This is a genomic window from Microbulbifer maximicatervae (SeqCode) (assembly GCF_052468155.1).
Genome location: NZ_CP174335.1, coordinates 855902 through 875108 on the forward strand (window position 1 = coordinate 855902; position 19207 = coordinate 875108).

The 19207-nt window shown below is 50.1% G+C and carries 16 protein-coding genes; 11 read left to right on the forward strand and 5 right to left on the reverse strand.

The window, feature by feature from the left end; all coding sequences use genetic code 11:
- Nucleotides 1-192: 192 nt before the first annotated feature.
- Nucleotides 193-579, forward strand: a complete 387-nt coding sequence (locus ACJJIY_RS03535) for a GNAT family N-acetyltransferase (RefSeq protein WP_445359646.1) — start codon at nucleotides 193-195, stop codon at nucleotides 577-579.
- A 44-nt stretch (nucleotides 580-623) separates the two neighbouring features.
- Complete coding sequence (locus ACJJIY_RS03540; RefSeq protein ID WP_445359118.1) at nucleotides 624-1667, forward strand: Kelch repeat-containing protein; 1044 nt, start codon at nucleotides 624-626, stop codon at nucleotides 1665-1667.
- A 77-nt stretch (nucleotides 1668-1744) separates the two neighbouring features.
- Here the strand turns inward: ACJJIY_RS03540 and ACJJIY_RS03545 are convergent, their stop codons facing one another.
- Both ACJJIY_RS03545 and ACJJIY_RS03550 read right to left on the reverse strand, forming a co-directional pair.
- Nucleotides 1745-3952, reverse strand: coding sequence for a transporter substrate-binding domain-containing protein (locus tag ACJJIY_RS03545; RefSeq protein WP_445359119.1), 2208 nt, complete (start codon nucleotides 3950-3952; stop codon nucleotides 1745-1747).
- A 227-nt stretch (nucleotides 3953-4179) separates the two neighbouring features.
- Entirely contained in the window at nucleotides 4180-5682 is a 1503-nt protein-coding gene (locus tag ACJJIY_RS03550; protein ID WP_445359120.1) for a hypothetical protein, read from the reverse strand.
- Between the two features lie 326 nt (nucleotides 5683-6008).
- Between ACJJIY_RS03550 and ACJJIY_RS03555 the strand changes: the two genes are divergently transcribed.
- Together ACJJIY_RS03555 and ACJJIY_RS03560 are read left to right on the forward strand one after the other, a co-directional pair.
- Nucleotides 6009-7559: a CocE/NonD family hydrolase gene (locus tag ACJJIY_RS03555; RefSeq protein ID WP_445359121.1), complete on the forward strand. Its 1551-nt coding sequence runs from the start codon at nucleotides 6009-6011 to the stop codon at nucleotides 7557-7559.
- A 129-nt stretch (nucleotides 7560-7688) separates the two neighbouring features.
- A complete protein-coding gene (locus tag ACJJIY_RS03560; RefSeq protein WP_445359122.1) occupies nucleotides 7689-10427 on the forward strand; it encodes a M1 family metallopeptidase in 2739 nt (912 codons plus the stop codon).
- Nucleotides 10428-10523: 96 nt separating this feature from the next.
- On the opposite strand, the gene ACJJIY_RS03565 is transcribed toward ACJJIY_RS03560, so the two are convergent.
- The 3 genes from ACJJIY_RS03565 to ACJJIY_RS03575 all read right to left on the reverse strand — a co-directional run bounded on the left by ACJJIY_RS03565 (nucleotide 10524) and on the right by ACJJIY_RS03575 (nucleotide 14343).
- Nucleotides 10524-11108 carry an HdeD family acid-resistance protein gene (locus ACJJIY_RS03565; RefSeq protein WP_445359123.1) on the reverse strand — a complete coding sequence of 195 codons (585 nt, stop codon included), beginning with the start codon at nucleotides 11106-11108 and terminating at the stop codon, nucleotides 10524-10526.
- A 349-nt stretch (nucleotides 11109-11457) separates the two neighbouring features.
- Nucleotides 11458-12771 (reverse strand): omega-aminotransferase AptA, encoded by a 1314-nt coding sequence (gene aptA, locus ACJJIY_RS03570; protein WP_282930904.1) that lies wholly within the window; start codon nucleotides 12769-12771, stop codon nucleotides 11458-11460.
- Nucleotides 12772-12897: 126 nt separating this feature from the next.
- Nucleotides 12898-14343, reverse strand: a complete 1446-nt coding sequence (locus tag ACJJIY_RS03575; RefSeq protein WP_445359124.1) for an NAD-dependent succinate-semialdehyde dehydrogenase — start codon at nucleotides 14341-14343, stop codon at nucleotides 12898-12900.
- 160 nt (nucleotides 14344-14503) lie between these two features.
- Here ACJJIY_RS03575 and ACJJIY_RS03580 point away from each other — a divergent pair, with 160 nt between their 5' ends.
- The 7 genes from ACJJIY_RS03580 to ACJJIY_RS03610 all read left to right on the forward strand — a co-directional run bounded on the left by ACJJIY_RS03580 (nucleotide 14504) and on the right by ACJJIY_RS03610 (nucleotide 19202).
- On the forward strand, nucleotides 14504-15073 hold the full coding sequence (locus ACJJIY_RS03580; RefSeq protein ID WP_445359125.1) for a LysR family transcriptional regulator: 570 nt from the start codon (nucleotides 14504-14506) through the stop codon (nucleotides 15071-15073).
- Complete coding sequence (locus ACJJIY_RS03585; RefSeq protein ID WP_445359126.1) at nucleotides 14961-15431, forward strand: substrate-binding domain-containing protein; 471 nt, start codon at nucleotides 14961-14963, stop codon at nucleotides 15429-15431. Before ACJJIY_RS03580 ends, ACJJIY_RS03585 begins: the two co-directional genes overlap by 113 nt.
- Before the next feature lie 231 nt (nucleotides 15432-15662).
- A complete protein-coding gene (locus ACJJIY_RS03590; RefSeq protein ID WP_282930901.1) occupies nucleotides 15663-16040 on the forward strand; it encodes a PH domain-containing protein in 378 nt (125 codons plus the stop codon).
- An 88-nt stretch (nucleotides 16041-16128) separates the two neighbouring features.
- The gene (locus ACJJIY_RS03595; protein ID WP_108734816.1) at nucleotides 16129-16359 is read left to right on the forward strand and encodes a hexameric tyrosine-coordinated heme protein; all 231 of its coding nucleotides are present in this window, start codon (nucleotides 16129-16131) and stop codon (nucleotides 16357-16359) included.
- 559 nt (nucleotides 16360-16918) lie between these two features.
- Complete coding sequence (locus ACJJIY_RS03600) at nucleotides 16919-17443, forward strand: nuclear transport factor 2 family protein (RefSeq protein WP_445359127.1); 525 nt, start codon at nucleotides 16919-16921, stop codon at nucleotides 17441-17443.
- A 209-nt stretch (nucleotides 17444-17652) separates the two neighbouring features.
- Entirely contained in the window at nucleotides 17653-18114 is a 462-nt protein-coding gene (locus ACJJIY_RS03605) for a YccF domain-containing protein (RefSeq protein ID WP_444911708.1), read from the forward strand.
- Between the two features lie 260 nt (nucleotides 18115-18374).
- Nucleotides 18375-19202, forward strand: coding sequence for a DUF5694 domain-containing protein (locus ACJJIY_RS03610; RefSeq protein WP_445359128.1), 828 nt, complete (start codon nucleotides 18375-18377; stop codon nucleotides 19200-19202).
- Nucleotides 19203-19207: the final 5 nt, after the last annotated feature.

The following is a 19207-nucleotide window of genomic DNA, read 5'->3' on the forward strand; positions in this document are numbered from 1 at the left end:
CCAACTTATACTTATCCTTCTCTGAAAATATTGTTAAAGTGACATTTCAAAGCCCAAAAGATTAACGGGCGTTCCTGCTTAAGCCATTATTTTAAAAAGAAAGACAATCAAATAAAGATGTATATATCAGTACAATTAGACGATCTGTCCGACGGTTCCATTAACAATCTTCTCGAAGCTCATCTACGGGAAATGTACCGACATTCCCCACCTGGAAGCGTTCACGCACTAAATCCTGATGAGTTAAATGACCCCATGATTACCTTTTGGGGGGCAAGAATTGATGGAGTTTTGGCCGGATGTGCTGCTCTAAAAGAGATCGACCCTAATTTGGGTGAAATAAAATCCATGAAAACTCATCCTCTGTTTCTGCGCAAAGGCGTTGCCCGCGCCTTGATAGAAAGAATATTGGAGGAGGCAAAGCAGCGTAAATATAAAGAGATAAAGCTGGAGACAGGCCGCACTGAAGCTTTTGCTCCCGCAATCGCTCTCTATCGCCGTTATGGATTTGACGATTGCGACCCTTTCAGTCACTATAAAAATGACCCTTTTAGCCTATTTTTAGGTAAAAAATTATAATCAATAGGTATTCTTTATCGGTCAGTGTGAGAGTGTTTGTTACTATGACGCTATCCAGAAGATCCTTTATTAAATATTCCAGCTTAGCTTCCCTTACTTTTGGTGGAGTCAATCTAACCGCTAAAGAGGCTATTACCAGTCTATCTATATCAAGTCTTCCCAGCCTGGAAATGCCTTTACAGGAGATTTACCCCGCAGTCTTTTCTGGCGAGATCTATGTAGCAGGGGGATTTATCCCATCGGATACAGCAGTTTTCTTCGGTCTCTCTCCAACTAAACAAACACATATCTTTTCTCCGCGGGAACAAAACTGGAGGCCAGGGCCCAATTTACCTGAGTCAAGACATCACCTTGGCATGGCCAGTAATTCCAACAGCCTATATGGCATCGGTGGATTTTTTGGCGATTCTGATAGCGCTTGGCAAGCCCGAAATACCGTTTATAAACTTTCCAGCGAATATAAGCATTGGATAGAAACCAGCCCTCTCCCCCGGCCCTTGGCTGAATCTATTTACACCAATATTGGGGAGAACATCCATGTCATTGGCGGTAAGGCCCCCAACGAACAGTCTAAAAATAGAGATACCAATTCTCATTATGTGCTTACAAGAGGAGATCATTGGGAGCAAGCAGCACCAGCCAGTATCAAGCGAAACTCCGCAGGTGGGGTAACTTTAAATAACAGAATTTATGTTGTTGGTGGCCGCCAGGTTAGCGACAATGGTCGCAAGGCCGGGAATCTAACTTACGCCGAAGTTTATGACCCCAGCCTGGATAAATGGGAAAAGATTCGCCCCCTCCCCCAAGCTGTTGCCGGGCTCACAGCAACCCCATTAAATAATAAATTAATAGTTACCGGCGGTGAGGCATTTGGCCTCAATGGCAACTGGAAGACTGGTACTGCATTTAACAATATTTGGATTTACGATCCAGTCACAGATGATTGGAACAATCAGGGCCATTTGCCTCAGGCACGACACGGTCACGGAGCAGTAGCCCTAGGAGAAAGCCTCTACTTGATTGGTGGAGCCTCTAAAGTTGGGCCGCAAGAAACTCTCGCCTCCGCAATACAGCTGCGCTGGAGCTAAAGGGCAATCAATAAAGTACCCTTGAGCAAACCCACAATGCCTCTGGCTTGCAGAGGCCCACTGATGGGATGCATTAATTAATCGGGAGCAATGCTGCCATCAATATCTGTATAGTTCTGATGGCGCTCAACTCCTAAATATCCAATATATCTATCCCGTATCTCACGCACATAATTAACTGGCTCCCTGCCGCGCACGTAACCAAAACGACTATTGCGATAGTATTCAGGCTGGGACAGCAGCAACATGGCCTCTTCAACATGGCCAAACCACTGGTTAGGGTCCCACTCCAGTCGTCGGGCTAACGCCCTCGCATCCCTGACATGGCCGTGACCCGCATTATATGCAGCCAGGGTAAAATAGATCTTCTGCTCTAGGGGTATATTTTCAGGAAAACGTTTATCCAACCACCCCAGATAAGATACACCTGCGCGGATACCGTTTTCAGGATCATACAAATTGTTAACTCCCATCTGTCGTGCAGTCCGAGGTAATACCTGCATCAAGCCCTGAGCACCGGCAAAGGAGCGAGCTTGGGGGTTAAATTGACTCTCCTGATACATCTGCGCAACCACCATACGCCAATCCCGATCGGTAGCCTCAGTATATTTCTTTACTATGGGATCAAAGGGCGATAGTTCATCAGTGCTGCGCAGGCGCTGCCCTTGATGTTGTAGGATACGCTTTTGCTCCTTGAAATATTTATTGTAAGTAACGTTAAAGAACAGGTCCCGATTGTGCTTGTTCAGAAAGTTATTCAGTTGTTCCAGTAATTCCGGTTGGCCAGTTCGAACGGCCCAGGCGATATCTCGCTCCCCTGGCAACTCCCCCACTACAGTAAAGTCATCCCGGTAAGTGCTTTCAATGGCGGCCAAGTGTGAGTCAACTACGGTATAGGGAAAAATACCCCTGGCTACTGCATCAATAAGAAACTCACTGGTAGCGCCTTTTAGACGATGGATCTGTAGCGGCACCATATCTTGCCCGTGCTGCTTTTCCATTATTTTGACCAGACTCTCGTGATAGCTCGTGGTGGGATTAACCACTACTGTTTGCCCAGAAAGCAGGTTCTCTGGAAGGGGTAGCTCTTTATCAGGCACCTTTGATTTTGCGGCTACTACCTGTTCCGTAACTGTCATATAAGGCTTGGAAAATGCCAATCCCTGCTGGCGGCGGGCCTCGGTAACAGTAAGGGATGCAGCAATCATGTCCCCCATTCCATCATTCAATGCCTCGACCAAATCCTGGTCCTTATCGGGCACAACCATGCTCAGGCGTAATTTATGGTCACGAGCAAACTTCCTTAGCAGATCGTAATCAAACCCCATCAACTCACCGCGCCAGATAAAGTAGGAAGCGGGGTGATTGCGAGTGAGCACCCTTAAAGTTCCGCTCTCCTTTATTGCCTGCCAATCTCTCAGTGGCTGTTCTCGGTTCTGACTGGCCAATACCAATTCTGCGGTAAAGAACTCATTCAACTCACGCCTCAAAGCGATAGCACCTTTGCGTACAGCCCAGGCTATAGGCCTGCGGGAATCGAGTTCTGTGGTGGCTGTGAGTTGAGGGTAATCAGTTAGAAGTACATCGGCCAAATTACTATCAATAATTGTTGCGGGGTATTCACCCGCTGCTACAGCCGCGATAAGCTCGCTGGTTGCAACCGGCTTATCGAGGTAAGTGATCCTGTAATTTTCCCTATCGACTTGCTGCTCCAGGGTTTCAGCAAATGCACTGCCCCGCCGCAGCACAACTTGCAAGGGCACAGCCTCTTCCACCTCGAACTCTTTATGAGTAATTAGCAACTCATCAACATATTGTAATGGGCGGGTAAAACCCAGTGATAATTTGCGTTCTTCGGTGCGGGAAAAATTGGTGGCGATTACATCCCCACGTCCATCAATAACCGCCGGAATTAAATCGGAAAAGTTACCTACGTAAACCCACTGAGGCTTTAATCCCCGGCTACGAGCAAAATTTTCCGCAAGTTTTCGCCACTCTGTTGCAGGTAGTCCTTCTCGTGGTAAGGCGCTCTCCTGGGGGCCCCTTGGAGCCAACAGGCGCAATACACCTCGCTCTAACAGGGCTGGCAGATCTCCTTGCTCTACATAATTTTCAAACTGCGGCTTTGCGGGCTGTTTATTCTGCGGCGTTGGTATCGGTTGTTGGGGAGATTCCGTTAAAACCTTTGAGTTTTCTACAACAGGATCTCTATTACTCTCGCATGCGGCAAGCAGCAATATTAAGACAAATAGCGGAAATATAACGAAAAACCGTTTTCTGCTCACAGTGCACCCTTTCTTATTCTATGAGAAGCATTACCCTTAACGCGCTCGCTATGCTTCGCAATATGGAATTGCCGCTGTTACAGAAATCGTACCAGTTTGCAGGGAAATTATCCCCTAAAAAAAAGCCCGGCAAAGTCAATTGCCGGGCAAATATACGTTGGCGAATGTCGGATGTCTCTTACACAGAGTGACAAGCCTTTTTTATTCAGTGAGCGCTCTTATGGTTGCTATGATGACTTGGGTTTGCCCTTCAGCTCTGCCAACCTCATTTTTATTTCTTTGTTCTGCTCCTCGTCTGGGAGCTCGAACATCAGCGGCTTCGCCACTCGGGCAAAATACTCCGCATCTTTCTTTTGGTAGAGCTCTTCTGCCAGCCACTGGGCAATATGCAGCTCACGGGGGGCACGCTTGTAAGCCTGCTCCAGCTTTTCCAGATATTCCTCTCGGGGGTAATCCAGCATCTCCATAGCCATCGCCAGGCCAAACCAGTGAGATGCATTTTTCGGTTCTTCCTTCACCAGGAAGTCGAACTCTTCCCGCGCCATTTTCAAGCTGCGAAGATCCCGCTTACTACCGGGCGCCACCGCCTGCTGATTAACCGTTAACCAAGCATGGGCACTCAAGTACCAGAGCTGGCCCCGGTCCTTAGTGGGGACACTGGCCAAAAGGTGGCTAGCCTGGGGGAAATTACCCAATCGCAGATCGGCACTCGCTTTAATCGCAGCCAGCTCAGTACTGTAAATACCCGTACTGTAGGCATATTCAATCAACTCATCCAAAGCCAGCAGGTTGTAACCGGACTGGGCGATAAATCCAGCCAGGATGCTCACCGACTCTCTTTTGCTGAGGCGTTTAACCCTAGGGCTGGCCTCTTTAAAGTCCGCGGGGATAGCACCACTAAAATGTTCAAAGCTATCCGCCTTATAAGTGGCGACATAGGCCTTTTCAATTTCTTTCACCGACATCCCCAGCGCTTCTTCCAGGGCAAGTACTGGGTCGGCACCATCGTTATAGGCTTTGACGAAATTATCGAAATTATCCTGCTTGCCGCTTTTCATCATCAACCAGTGAGACAGAATCCAACCTCCGGCATAGACATCTGCCTTTTCGTCCGCATCGGTGTTGTACACTGTCGCACGCAACAGGTCTTCCAGCGGCATAAGCCCGGTATACATCAGGGTCATAGCCCGCTCGCTGGGAATGGAGCCAATTTCGTAGGTACCTTTTTCCGGGAATGACATGGTTGCCATAAATTCAGCAAACCCCTCGCTATACCAATAGGGGTAGTGGGTAGTGTTGCCGTTATAGCTCAGAAAATGGGTGTATTCGTGGAACAGGAATTCGCGTGCTTTGAGCTGCCTCTCAACGCTGCGGCCATCCAGGTTTACCAGGGCATAGTTACCCTCCGCAGAGGTATCGAACAAACCGTTGGTCATATCCGCCAGCTCAACACCCACCAGGTTTGCATAGGTGTCCCGGTCTGCGGCCGCATAAATAGTTAATCGCTCACTTTTTGGATCTGCATCGAGTAACTCCAAGGCCACTGCGCGATAGCGCTCCAGGTCTGCTACCAGACTTTTGACTGCGTTGGGATCACCGTCGGTAATCACGCGAAAATTATCACTGTCGACTTCATACCAGGTCACCTCCCCCAAACCACGCGGCGCGGCGTAGGCTGAAGCGATAAATCCGAAACAAAGTACTAATAGAACAACTGAACGAGAAACCATAGTTCGGGCCACCGGGTCATTGTTGCTGAAGCCCTCCCTAGCTGATTAGCGAAGACGACACAGTACCGGTTTTCACTGATCAAAAAAAGATCAATTTGATCACAAAACAGCTTTTCGCCTGTTTTTGTGTGACCGGAAAGACACAAAATAGATAGCTGTTCACAAACAGTTTTCTGCAGCAGATTGCGACATGAAGCGAGACAAACGTCTCAAATTTAGCCCTATTTACGTACAAAACTAGGATGAACTCCTATAGTACGGGGTCGACCAAGGAGGGAATCCTGGTCAAAAAAATAATAATGATTTCATCAGATGAGAGAAAACTAATGAATACCAAGCCACTACTGGCGCTGCTTGGCGGCGCCCTAATGTCTGCTCATGCCTGGTCGGCACCGGAATATATCGCCGACGTGGATATTACTTCTTTTGACGGTACGGTCCTGGATGCGAACTTATTTATCCCGGAGACTCCCGCACCAGCAGACGGTTACCCCACCGTTATTTTTACCAACAGCTGGGGGCTGGAGAAGCACCAGTACCACTTCCAGGCCAAAGAGCTGGCAGAAAACGGCTACCTGGTGCTCAGCTACTCCACCCGGGGATTTGGGCACTCGGGAGGACTTGTTGACGTCGCAGGGGATAACAGCCTTAACGATGTGGGAGTCCTGATCGACTGGCTGGAAACCAATTACCCGGTGGGCAAGCTGGGTATGGCCGGAATTTCCTACGGCGGTGGAATTTCACTACTGAGTGCCGCCAAGCACCCACGCGTCGATGCAGTAGCTGCGCTATCCGGTTGGGCAGATGTAGTGGAAGCTTTGTACCCCAATGAAACCGTCAACCTGGTATGGGGCACGCTGCTTGTTACTACGGCCTTCCAGAAAGAGGCCGAACTCGAGCAGGTATGGAGCAACCTGCGCGACGGCGAAAATATGGAACAGGTAATTAATTTCGGTGCTGAGCGCTCCGCAATGAGTTACGTGGACGAAATCAATCAAAACGGCACAGCGGTGTTGCTCTCAAACAATTTCGCCGACTACCTGTTTAAGCCGAATAGCATGACCGATTTCTACTCCCTGCTCGAAGGGCCCAAGAAACTCATGCTAAACCCCGGCACCCACGCGATTACCGAGACTCTTACCGGTAACAATGGCCATATCTGGTCCACCAGTTTCCGCTGGTTCGACCACCACCTTAAAGGCGAGGACAACGGGATCGACACCGAACCCAAGGTGGATATGACTGTGCGCATCAGCAATGAGCTGGAGCAATTCGAGGACTACCCAGTAACGGACGAAAGCACCACCTGGTACCTGCAGCCACGCTTTACCATGTTTAACAATGCAAAAATGGAGAGCGACAAGTACGACGGTTGGAGCTGGAGTAACGAATTCCACGGCGGCTCAGATACCTTTGCAGGCACCGGTATCCCGCTGGTTTCCGATGCACTGGAAGGCTTCGGTATCCCCGTTTACGCGCCCATGATCGCTATCAACGGCTACTACGCCATCGAGTACAAATCACCGATTCAGTGGGAAACCCTGAAGATTCGCGGCGAACCCAGACTCGAAATGTGGGTGGAACCCAGCAAAAAAGAAGTGCAACTCAACGTGCACCTCTACGATGTGGGTCCGCTGGGATTGGGACGCCTGATAACTCACGCCCCCATTACCCTGCATTCAGACAAGTCTGGGCAAAAACAAAAGTTCGAAGTGGACTTTTTCACCACCAGCTACGATGTCCCGGTTGGCCACCGTGTAGTATTGGCCATCGATACTCAGGGGTACATCTACCAGAAGCCGGAAAATACCAATTACACCATCACAGTGCCCTACAGCAGCAGCAAGGTCTCTAGCCTGACCGTACCGCACCTGTAGGTCTCCCCACAGAAACCCGGCGTTCACTGCCGGGTTTCCTCCCACCGTCCCCTCAACCCAACTATTTGCATCGCGTAATTTTTCTCCAAAGCGGTACAATCAGCCTTTTGGCTGAGTGCTCCCCCTACCATGAAAAAGAACATCCCGCTCGCCCTGCTAACTGCGGCCCTGCTCTCAGTAGCAGGTTGTAACCCCGCAGAAAAAGCATCGGAACCAGCAAAAACCAGTACCGCCCAGGAAGTCGAGGCTAAAGGCCTCGATTTTGATAAGGCTCCCGAAGGGCGCCTGCCCGAGGGCACTACCCCCTTGGATTACCAACTGGAACTGGTGCTGGACCCTCGCAAAGACACCTTCACCGGCAAGGTGGATATCGATATCCAGCTGGCGGAGGGTGCCCGACATATTTGGCTGCATGGCAAAAACCTGGATGTGCGCGAAGTCTACGCACAGCTCGATGACGGCCGCCAGATTCCGGCCGAATACCGGGAAGTACTGGACAGTGGTGTTGCCGCAGTAGAGTTTGCGGAGAAGATCGATGCGGGCACTTTCAAACTGCACATCGACTACAGTGCTGCATTTGATCGCAACCTGGCCGGGCTTTTTAAGGTCGAGGAGCAGGGCGATGCCTATGCCCTGGCAAAATCTGAATCGATCCAGGCCCGCAAGTATTTACCCGGTTTCGACGAGCCAGGCCTGAAAGCGCCCTTTACTGTCAGCCTGACAATACCCGAAGGCTACGCAGCGATTAGCAATGGGCCTGAGCTGAAGCGCGAAGCGGCAGGTGACGGCATGGAGAAAGTCACTTTCGCCACCACACCACCGATGTCCACCTATTTGCTGTCCCTGTCTGTCGGCCCCTTTGACCAGGTTGAGCGCCCAGCCATTCCGCCGAGTAAATACCGCAAAGACCCCATACCCCTGCGCGGCTTCGCCCGTAAAGGTCGCGGTGAGGATATGAACTACATCCTCGATATCACCCCCAAAATGGTGGAGACCTTCGAGACCCAGCTGCAACGCCCCTACCCATTCAAGAAGCTGGACATTATTGCCGCCCCCCAGTGGCCCAGTGGCGCTACTGAGTTGTCTGCGGCAATTACTTATCGCGAACAGCGTATCCTGGTGGGCGACAACCCGGCTCCCGGCACCCGCCTGGCTCTCGTAGAAGTTCATGCGCACGAAATTGCCCATATGTGGTTTGGCAATCAGGTCACCCCTCCCTGGTGGGACGACCTGTGGCTGAAGGAAGGTTTTGCTACCTGGGGGGAGGCGCTGGCCCTCACCATTATGGAACCTGAAGAGGGGCACGACCTCAACGCAGCGACTTATGCGATCGGCGCCATGCAGCTAGACTCCCTGGCCAGCACCCGCGCCATTCGTGAGCCCATCGCGGACAACAACAATATTCGCAACGCCTACGATTCGATCACCTACTCGAAGAGCCTGGGCGTTATCCACATGGTGGACACCTATTTCGGAGCGGAAAACTTCCGCCCGGCACTGGGACGTTACCTGGAAACCTTCTCCGACAGCGTGGCCGACTCACCACCCTTCTACAAAGTGATCGGCCAGGAAACCAACACCCCGGAACTGACCGAGACTTTCCGCAGTTTTGTCGAGCAAAAAGGGGTTCCACAACTGGATATCTCCATGGACTGCAATAGCGACGGCAAGGCCTCGCTAGTGGTTCAGCAGAGCCGTTACAGGCCACTCGGCTCCCCTATCGCCGACGCCAGCGATAAATGGAGCATCCCCTTCTGCTTCAGCACCGATAGCGGCGTGCAGCAGTGCCAGATCCTGACTGAGCCAAGGGAAACCCTGGAGATTACCGGCGGTGCCTGCCCAAATTGGGTAATGCCCAATGCTCAGGGCAGCGGCTACTACCGCTGGAACCTTCCCAAGACGCAGTGGCAGGCACTGATTAAACAGCTTGCCCAGTTCTCTGCCACTGAACAGCTGTCCATTATCGACAGCGCCTTCTCAGCTTTCGAGGCCGGCAATCTCACTGCGGCACCACTGCTGGAAGTAGTGCGCAAATCCGCAGTGGCGGACAAGCGCCAGGTTATCACCATGCCATTGCGCTACCTACAGAAGTACCGGGATAATTACCTGGGTGAATCCCAGCGCTCTGCATTCCTGAACTTTGCCCAGAACCTGTACCTGCCGATACTAAATCGCAGCGCCAATAGCAGTGATAGCGACCAGCAGATGCTGCACAGCGACCTGCTAACCTTTATGGCGCAAGTTGCAGAAGATCCTGACTCGCGCAAGCAGTTACAGGAAATGGCAACCGCCTTTACCGGCTTTAAACAGGAACGGGATGCGAAGGCGTTAAGCTCTGACCTATACCAGGCAGCCCTGAGTGTGGCAGTACAGGATGCAGGGGAAGATTTTCTCGCACACCTGATCAAAGTCCGCGCCGAGCTGGATGATCCCCGCTTTGAAAATGCCAGTGCCAATGCCATCGGCACCAGCAACAATCCCAAGCAAGTGGAAACCATTCAAGCATTAGCGCTCAGCGACGAAATGGGGCCGAGAGAATCATTTGGCCTGATCCATTACGCCCTGGCCCAGCCCAGGGTTCAGGAACAGCACTGGGAGTGGCTGCAACAGAACTTTGACAAAGTAGTAGATAAGATTCCGGCCCAGATCCGCCGCCGCACCCCATCACTTGCCGCCGCCTTCTGCGATAAACAGCACCTGGGCGAACTGCAACAACTCTTTGCCCAGCAAGGTGATTTAGCCCCCGGATACCAGCGCAGCCTCGCGCAAGCCGAGGAGCGAATCCAGCTGTGTATGGCACTGGAGAAAAAAGGCAAAGCGTTAATGGGGGCATTGCCGAAGGCAGTCAATCTCGCCGCTAAACAATAAAAAACAAAAGCTGTTATCTAAATAGCAATTCGAAAAGGCCGGTATTACTAAGTAATACCGGCCTTTTTTATTACTGAGCGTATTTGAGTTAAACGGTTATGAAGAAGCAGATTTATTATGCTTGCGCAGTCGGAAAGATAACCAGATCAATGGCAGCCCCAAAATAATCGCATAGGCACCGATTACCCAGAGCAACGCCAGAGCACCAGCCCCGGGGCTGACTAAAATCGCAACTCCGAAAATCACCGAGAGAACACCAATGGCGATCAGCAGCCACTCGTTATCAATTTCCTTGCGCAGGCGAACAGCACCGACAATTTCAAAGATACCCCGCACCAGGGCCCAGGCACCGATAAAAACGACCAACACTAAAGCGGTAACCTGCGGGAAAATAAAAGTCACAATTCCCGCAGCCAAACTGATCAGCCCCGAGACAATCAACCACCACAGTGGAGTGGACTTATGCCGCCCCATCACCGCCGCAACCAGGGAAAAAATACCATCCAGGAAAGCGTAAACCCCAAAAAGCAACACCAGGGTCAACAGGGACAATCCCGGCCAGACAAAAGTCAGCACGCCAAAAATCACCGCGACAATACCGCGCAGCAAGAGTAGCCACCAGTTTGCAGACAACACCTGCAAAATAGGTCCGGTCGCCAGGGGAGGAGTGTCAGCGGACATAGAAAAGTCCCCAGGTTGAGTAACTTTCCATATTGAAGAATCCCTTACCATCAGGGAATTGAATTTTTCCCCGGCGGTTTTTAAAGGCAGCCTACGAGCGCGGCCAGGCAGTCGACTCTGCAAAGACTGTGACCGCGCCGCAGACCACTATTTTCAGTGTAGCTCTAAACGACAATAGGGAAGTTACGCAAACTGCCCTGCGGGTCATGAAAGGAGAGGAAGGGAGAAAACTAATAAGGCAGGAAGGAGAGAATACACAGCGCGTCTCGAGAGAAGTGTATTCTTTCCTTCTGGCACAAGAGTAATTTGGAGAGAACGGCAGCCCAAACGGGCTGCCGCAATAGCATAATCAGGCCAGAGCGCCGATCACGCCACGCAGTTTATCCACAACAGCATCGATCTCGTGCTTCTCGATAATCAACGGTGGGGACATACACAGGGCATCGCCAATACCACGGGCCATCACTCCAGCTTCCCAGGCCATACCAGAGACTTTAGCTCCGTATTTCCCTTTCAGATCCTGCGGCGCGCGCAACTCAATAGCGCCGACCAAACCGTAATTGCGCACATCGATCACATTGTCCAGGTCAGCCAGGCTGTGCAGGGCATTTTCCCAGTGCTGGCCAATTTCACCGGCAGCGCGGGTCAACAGGCCTTCGCGCTCGTAAATATCCAGAGTCGCCATACCCGCCGCACAGGCAACCGGATGTGCTGAGTAGGTATAACCGTGGAAGAATTCCACCGCACCATCGGGAGCCGCATTCATCACGGTTTTATAAATTTCGTCGCTGACAAATACCGCACTCAGGGGCACTGTGGCATTGGTAATCCCCTTCGCGGAGGTGATCATATCCGGGGTTACGCCGAACTCGGTGGAGGCAAATGCAGAACCGGTACGGCCCCAGCCAGAGATGACTTCATCAAAAATCAGCAGTAGGTCGTGCTTATCACAGATTTCCCGCAGGCGTTGCAGGTAGCCTTTGGGAGGCAATACCACACCGCCGGCACCGGCAAATGGCTCAACAATCACAGCGGCAATCTGGTCGGCACCGTGGAAAGCTACCAGTCTCTCCAGGTCTTCAGCCAACTCAATACCGTGCTCCGGCAGGCCACGACTGAATGCATTGCGCTCGATATCCAGGGTGTGGCGCATATGGTTGGCTTTCACCGGCTGGCCAAAACCCTGGTAGTTAGGAGGAATACCGCCCACAGAAATACCGCCGAAGTTTACTCCGTGATAACCCTTCTCACGGCCGATAAACATAGTGCGAGTGCCCTTGCCGCGTACACGCTGGTATTGCAGGGCAATTTTCAGGGCGCTCTCAACTGCCTCGGAACCGGAATTACCGAAGAACACATGGTCCAGGCCATCGGGAGTGTGCTTTACCAGACGCTCGGAATACTCAAAACCCAACTCGTGACCAAAATTAAAAATAGAGCTGTAGTCGAGTGTTTTTGCCTGTTGGTAAATTGCCTCTGCAATTTCAGAACGGCAGTGACCCGCATTGCTGCACCACAAACCCGCAGTCGCATCAATAACCTGGCGACCGCCTTTCTCCGTGAGATAAATCCCCTCGGCGTGCTCTACAATTCTCGGTGCAGACTTAAAGGTGCGGTTGGGGGTAAACGGCATCCAGAAAGCATCGGTTTGCATCTCAGACATAGTATTAATCTCCGCAAGTTCCCTGAAGTTTCAAACTCTTAAGTAGGGGAGCCACAGGCTCCCGAAAATCTGTTCGGGCGCTTGTCACCTAGGACAAGCGCAGGCCAGTTGTGTTCAGACCGGGGCTCAGGCCCCGAAACAGCAATATTTGGTCTCGTAAAATTCGGCCATACCCTCGACACCGCCCTCGCGGCCAATACCGGACTCTTTAACACCACCGAAGGGTGCCACAGTGGTGGAGAAAACCCCGGTGTTACAGGCAATCATGCCGTAGTCGAGCGCCTCTACCACACGATTGGCTCGGCGAATGTTTTCACTCATCACGTAAGCCGCCAAGCCGTAGGGCGTTTCATTGGCACGGCGAACCACATCTTCCTCATCGGAAAACTTCTGTACCGCCGCCAGAGGGCCAAAAATTTCCTCCTGGGCGATACGCATGGTATCGGTAACTCCAGTGAGGATGGTTGGCGCAAAAAAGTTATCGCCATTGGCCAGCTGCTCACCGCCAATTTCAATTTTTGCTCCGGCCTCAGCCGCATCCTGTACCAGCCCCTGAACCCGGTCCACAGCCCTGCGGAAGATCATCGGGCCCATATTGACCCCTTCCTCGGTAGCGTGGCCGATCTTCAGGGCGGCAACCTGCTCGCGCAGCTTTTCCACAAATTCATCGTGCACGGATTCGTGCACGTAAATACGGTTGGTGGCCACGCACACCTGGCCCGCATTGCGGAATTTGGTCGCCATACAGGCGCTGACTGCGGTATCCATATCCGCATCGTCAAATACGATAAACGGCGCGTTGCCGCCGAGCTCCATGGACATTTTTTTCACGGTGCTGGCGCACTGGGACATCAACAGCTTGCCCACAGCAGTGGAGCCGGTGAAGGTGAATTTGGCCACACGGGGATCTTGGGTCAGAACCTTGCCAATTCCCGGAGAATCACTGCCGGTAACTACATTGATAGTCCCCTTGGGCAGGCCCGCTTCTTCCGCCAATTGACACAGCGCCAGAGCAGATAGTGGCGTCTCCAGGGCCGGTTTGATCACCACAGTACAGCCCGCCGCCAGTGCCGGGCCCGCCTTGCGGGTGATCATGGCATTAGGAAAGTTCCAGGGGGTAATACAGGACACCACACCCACCGGCTGGCGGATGGTATTCAGGCGCATGGCCGGGTTGTGAGTCGGAATCGTCTGGCCGTAGGCTCGGCGACACTCTTCCGCAAACCATTCAATAAAGGAAGCCCCGTAGATAATCTCACCTTTCGCTTCCGCTACCGGCTTGCCCTGCTCCAGGCTAAGGATCATTGCCAGGTCGTCGCTGTTATCCACGATCAGCTGGTACCAGCGCTTGAGCACCGCAGCTCTCTCACCAGCTGTACGGCGGCTCCAAGCTGGGAAGGCTTCACTGGCAGCCGCCACCGCCGCCTCGGCATCCTCTGCGGTACCGTCGGCCACACGGCCCAGCAACTCGCCATTTGCCGGGTCACATACATCTACAGTGGCGGCAGCGTCACGCCATTCGCCCGCTATATAGTTCTGAAATTTCAACAGGTCCGAATTTGCAAGTTTCACAGGAAAATTCCTAGTAAATAGATGTTATTAGTAGTATGCGGCGATTCTGGCCGCAGCTGACTGAGGAGAATAGTAGTATTTTTCCAACTAAAGTTTATATTTATCAAACTTTAATCGAATCCGCAGCCCGCAGCGCCGAAAACAACCTGGAAGTGCAGCCATGAGCAAAACCAAAAACGCCCTGGGAGGCCGCCTCAGCGATATGGATTTGCGCCTGCTGCGCGTCTTCCGCGAGGTTGTGCACGCCGGAGGCATCACCCCTGCCGAAGTCACCCTGAATATCAGCCGCTCCACGATCAGTGTGCATATCTCCGACCTGGAGACACGGCTGGGTATGCAGTTGTGCTTGCGCTCTCGAGGCAGGGCCGACTTCAAACTGACCCCGGAGGGGGAGGCCTTGTATCGGGCTATTTTGGAGCTCGATGGGCACCTGGATACCTTCAAAAGCCAGGTCAATGCAATCCAATCCCAACTCACCGGTACCCTGCGCCTGGTAATGCCCGACGATGTATTGGAAATACCGCAATTGAACTTGCCCGGAACTATTGCACAACTGCGTGAGAAGGCCCCACAACTCCACCTCGAAGTACAACTGGCCGCCCCTCAGGAAGCTCGAGTTGGAAATCCTCGCAGGCCGCGCCGATATCGGTATCAACCCCCTGCACTCGCGTCGGCCGGGGCTGGAGTACCAACCCCTGTTTTATCACCAATCGATTCTCTATTGCAGTAACAGCCACCCCTGTGCCCAGGTGTCAGCTATTGATGAGGAGCTACTCACCCAGCAGGAGTTAGCTGCACCCAGTCATACTGTTCTCTCTGGTGCAGCGCACCTGTATCGATTGTTTCCCAAGCGATCCACAGCCAACCATATGGCGGCCAGGTTGGCGATGATACTTTCTGGGTGCTTTGTGGGTTTCCTACCGGAATACCTGGCCCGCAGATATGTCGGGGAAGGAACCCTGCTCCCCCTGTTACCGGAGAAGTTTCACTACCAAATACAAAATGCTGTCACCTTCAAAAAAAGTGCAACAACTCATCCCGCTGTGCAGCTTTTTTTGGAAGCCTTGCAAATCAATAGACAGATATAGCCACTGCTGTTTATCCCTAGTGATACTGAAATAATCGAGTCAAGAATCCAGTGAATAGAGAGATAAGCATTTCAAAAATTACCAACTACTTATGATCGATCCTCTATTGTGGAAGTTGTCATAATAATTAAATAAATTTAAACATAAAAACACAACCAAAAAGTAAATCATCTGTAACTTAATACGTCACAGTGGTAATCTCCTCCTCCAATAGAATTACAGGGATAACCCGTGATAGATTTTAAAAACTCACCAGTATTTAAACTCAAGCCTATAGATATCTCTGAATCCAGGGATGACTTTAATAAGTTCCTGATCGAGGGGGAGTTTATTTTTGCAGGTTTTAAAACTATTCGCGATCAGGTAGTTTTCACCAACAAACGCATTATTGCCGCCAATGTTCAGGGTATCACGGGCTCAAAAGTAGACTACACCTCTTTGCCTTTCAGCAAGATCCAGGCATTCTCTGTTGAGACCGCTGGCACTTTTGATCTGGACTGTGAAATAGAAGTTTATTTAAGCGAGATCGGTAAGGTAAGGTTCGAAATAAGAGGTTCTTTCGATCTTATTCAGTTCAACAAATATATCAGCCAATACATATTGGACTGAATTCAACCCTTAGTAAATACACAAAATAACTGGGGCTCAGCAGCTCCCACAACTTTATCAATCAACCCGATAGTAGAGAGGGATGTCCATGTCGCAAATCTGGTTAGAAAGCCTAATTACTGAAAATGCACAACAAGGCTTTGAACTTGCAATGAAACTATCCAGGATGGGAGTAAAATATACCCAGCCTTCAGATGAAGTACGGGGTAAGCTGAGGTCCGCCTATGAGGAAAATGCAGATAGCCTGATCGCCTCCTCTCAGGTTGTTGCCATTAACTTCCAAACCGTTGCAGCAGCCAATAATTACTGGCGCGGCTAAAGGATTAAGAATGCGTTATCTTTGTAGAACGGGTAACGCATTCGAGGGAGCCTCTGAATAACTCCGTAATGCCTCTGCGGGCCTTGAAGGCTGCAGATGTTAGGCTCAGCTCGCCGCGAATGGCCGTAGCCCTTGGCAAGAGCTGCAACGCAGCAGCTGTAGCCTTCAAGGCCCGCCCTTCGGGGCTCGCAGAGCGATTCACACTCCGCGTTGCGACTTCTTGAAAGGTCTAGACATTCCTGCGAAGCCGCGTCTTGATTGTGAACCGCTTTGCAAGCCAGAGGTATCACGCAGTTATTCAGAGGCTCCCTAAATCTACAAACATTCAAACAACTTCCCTTCATCTCCTCCTCAATAATTTATGGTCTTTTAGTACTACAAACTCTCTGATTCTGTACTAAAAATTAGCCATCACTATAGGTAGCTGCAAGATCGTCATATTCACTGTTGACGCTCCCGACCTTATTGATATTTATAAACATTGCGATACTGCCTTTGGCACAAGATAGATTAACTCAACGATTAGTAATATTGCGCCTCAAATGGGAAGGTGAATGAGATGGAATACAATGACGATGAAAAGTACTTAATTCAACTTTGGGAAATCCATACCGAGGCCGAATTCGATCTAAAAGATGCCGACGCCGCAATTGCTACCATGACAGAAAATCCCGTATTAATTCATGTACCGGTTAGTACCGGCGCAACGGGAAAAGAACCCTTACGAAAATTTTATAGGGATATATTTATTCCTCAAATGCCAGCGGATATAAATTTACAGCTTCTTTCCCGCACCGTGGGCAAAGACAGCTTAGTGGATGAGTTTATTCTTCACTTTACCCATTCTATTCGTATGGATTGGTTCGCACCTGGTATCGAAGCAACAGGGAAGAAGCTATCAGTCCCCCATGTGGGAATTATTAGCTTCTCCAATAGAAAAATCAGCTCTGAGCATATTTACTGGGACCAAGGGACTGTCTTGGATCAATTGGGTATATTGCAGTCAGGTCTACCAGTAACAGGGAGTAGTCAATGTCATCGCTTGCTGAATAGTAATGCTCCGGCAAATGAGCTGATACCGTAAATTTTATACCCAATGGGTAAAATCCAAGCCAACGCCCAGACTGACCAGCTGGTCATGTATAGACCGAGGAAAGTATCCTTAACTGAATCTAAAACGTGAGGACTTGCGTCTAACTACTGTAATTTAAATAAATGATATAGCGATTAGGATTTGCGGTAACATCAGTAGATTACCGTTTTCACTAATAAACCGAATTGGTAGGGGTAGTTATGCGAACACTTGGAAATTTCCTCTGGTTTATCCTTGGCGGTGTCTTTATGGGACTCTGCTGGTGGTTTTGCTCGCTGATTGCCTTTATCAGTATTATTGGTATTCCCTGGGGAAGAGCCTGCTTTGTAATCGGCAAATTTTCCTTTTTCCCTTTCGGCAAGGAGGCAATTTCCCGAGAAGAACTCACCCTGCGCGGTGATATTGGGACAAGCGGCTTTGGTTTAGTCGGAAATATTATCTGGTTCCTATTGGCTGGTATCTGGCTTGCTATTGGCCACCTTCTGCATGCTATTGCCTGTTTTATTACCATTATTGGTATACCTTTTGGTTTACAGCACCTTAAGCTTGCGGCAATTTCACTCTCTCCGATAGGAAAGACTATTGTCAGCAAGGAAGTAGCCCATTCCGCTAAAATGCGTAATGCAGATGTTGAAGTGACCAGATTAAGAAGTGGTACTTAAGTAAACATACATTAACAATGATACCGTACCAACTTGGGGTTATTACTAAAATAGCCCTGAGTTCTCAAGTCCCACCGCAATAAATTAATAAAAAATTTTTCAGATCAGAAAAATCACTTTATTTATCTTGTTATAAGCAGGCATTACCAATTTAAAGCATTCAATTTTGAGCTGTTTTATCGCTGTCAAATTCAAACTTATTCATTTCGTGTAGTACTTAGCCAAACTATAGAAGCTAAATAATAAAATAAGGATATTAAATGAAAAACCTAACACGACAAATCACTGGCTCAATTATGCTTTCTTTGGGACTTATTGGTCTAAGTGCCTATGCAGAGCCAGTAGAAACTACAGAACCCGCACAAGTTATGCTTTTTGGTAGCTTTCACTTTAGCCACTTCAGCAAACCCAGTAAAGATGTGGTGAAAACACAAGTTATTGATGTTTATACCGAAGAAAGTCAAAGGTATTTGGAGGACCTATCCTCACGGATTGCCGCCGACTCGCCAACACATGTTCTTCTGGAATGCCACACCAATGACGAAAGTAAAATGAATCAGCGCTTTGCCAAATATGTCAAGGGTGAGCACAAGCTAAATAGAGGAGAAAGCGAACAGCTGGGATTCAGAGTAGCCAAGAAGGCCGGCCTGCCTAAAGTCATCTGCTATGATGCTAGCCAAGATCTCCCCTATGGCGAACTTTTATCCTATCTAGAAAGTAATTCGCCCGAGCGAAAAAAAATAACTGATGAATTTTTGAAGGCTTGGGGCATTCGATTTAATGAGATGCATGCCTCACTGTCATTGGAGGAAATTCTGGACAAGCACAATGACCCCACTGAAGATAAAATAAACGTAGGCTCCTATATAATGCTCAATGACATTGGCCAGGGTGATAACTTTATCGGTGCCGATCTATCCTCCAAATGGTGGTCCAGAAACTTCCGTATGTATGCCAATATCCAAGCCGTCGCCCAACCGGGTACCAAAGTTTTCGTTCTCGGTGGACAGGGGCATAGCTCTATAATGAGACCGATGCTCGAATTGGATGATAAACGTGAAACCTGGGATGTCCGCAGTTATTTCTAAAGAAG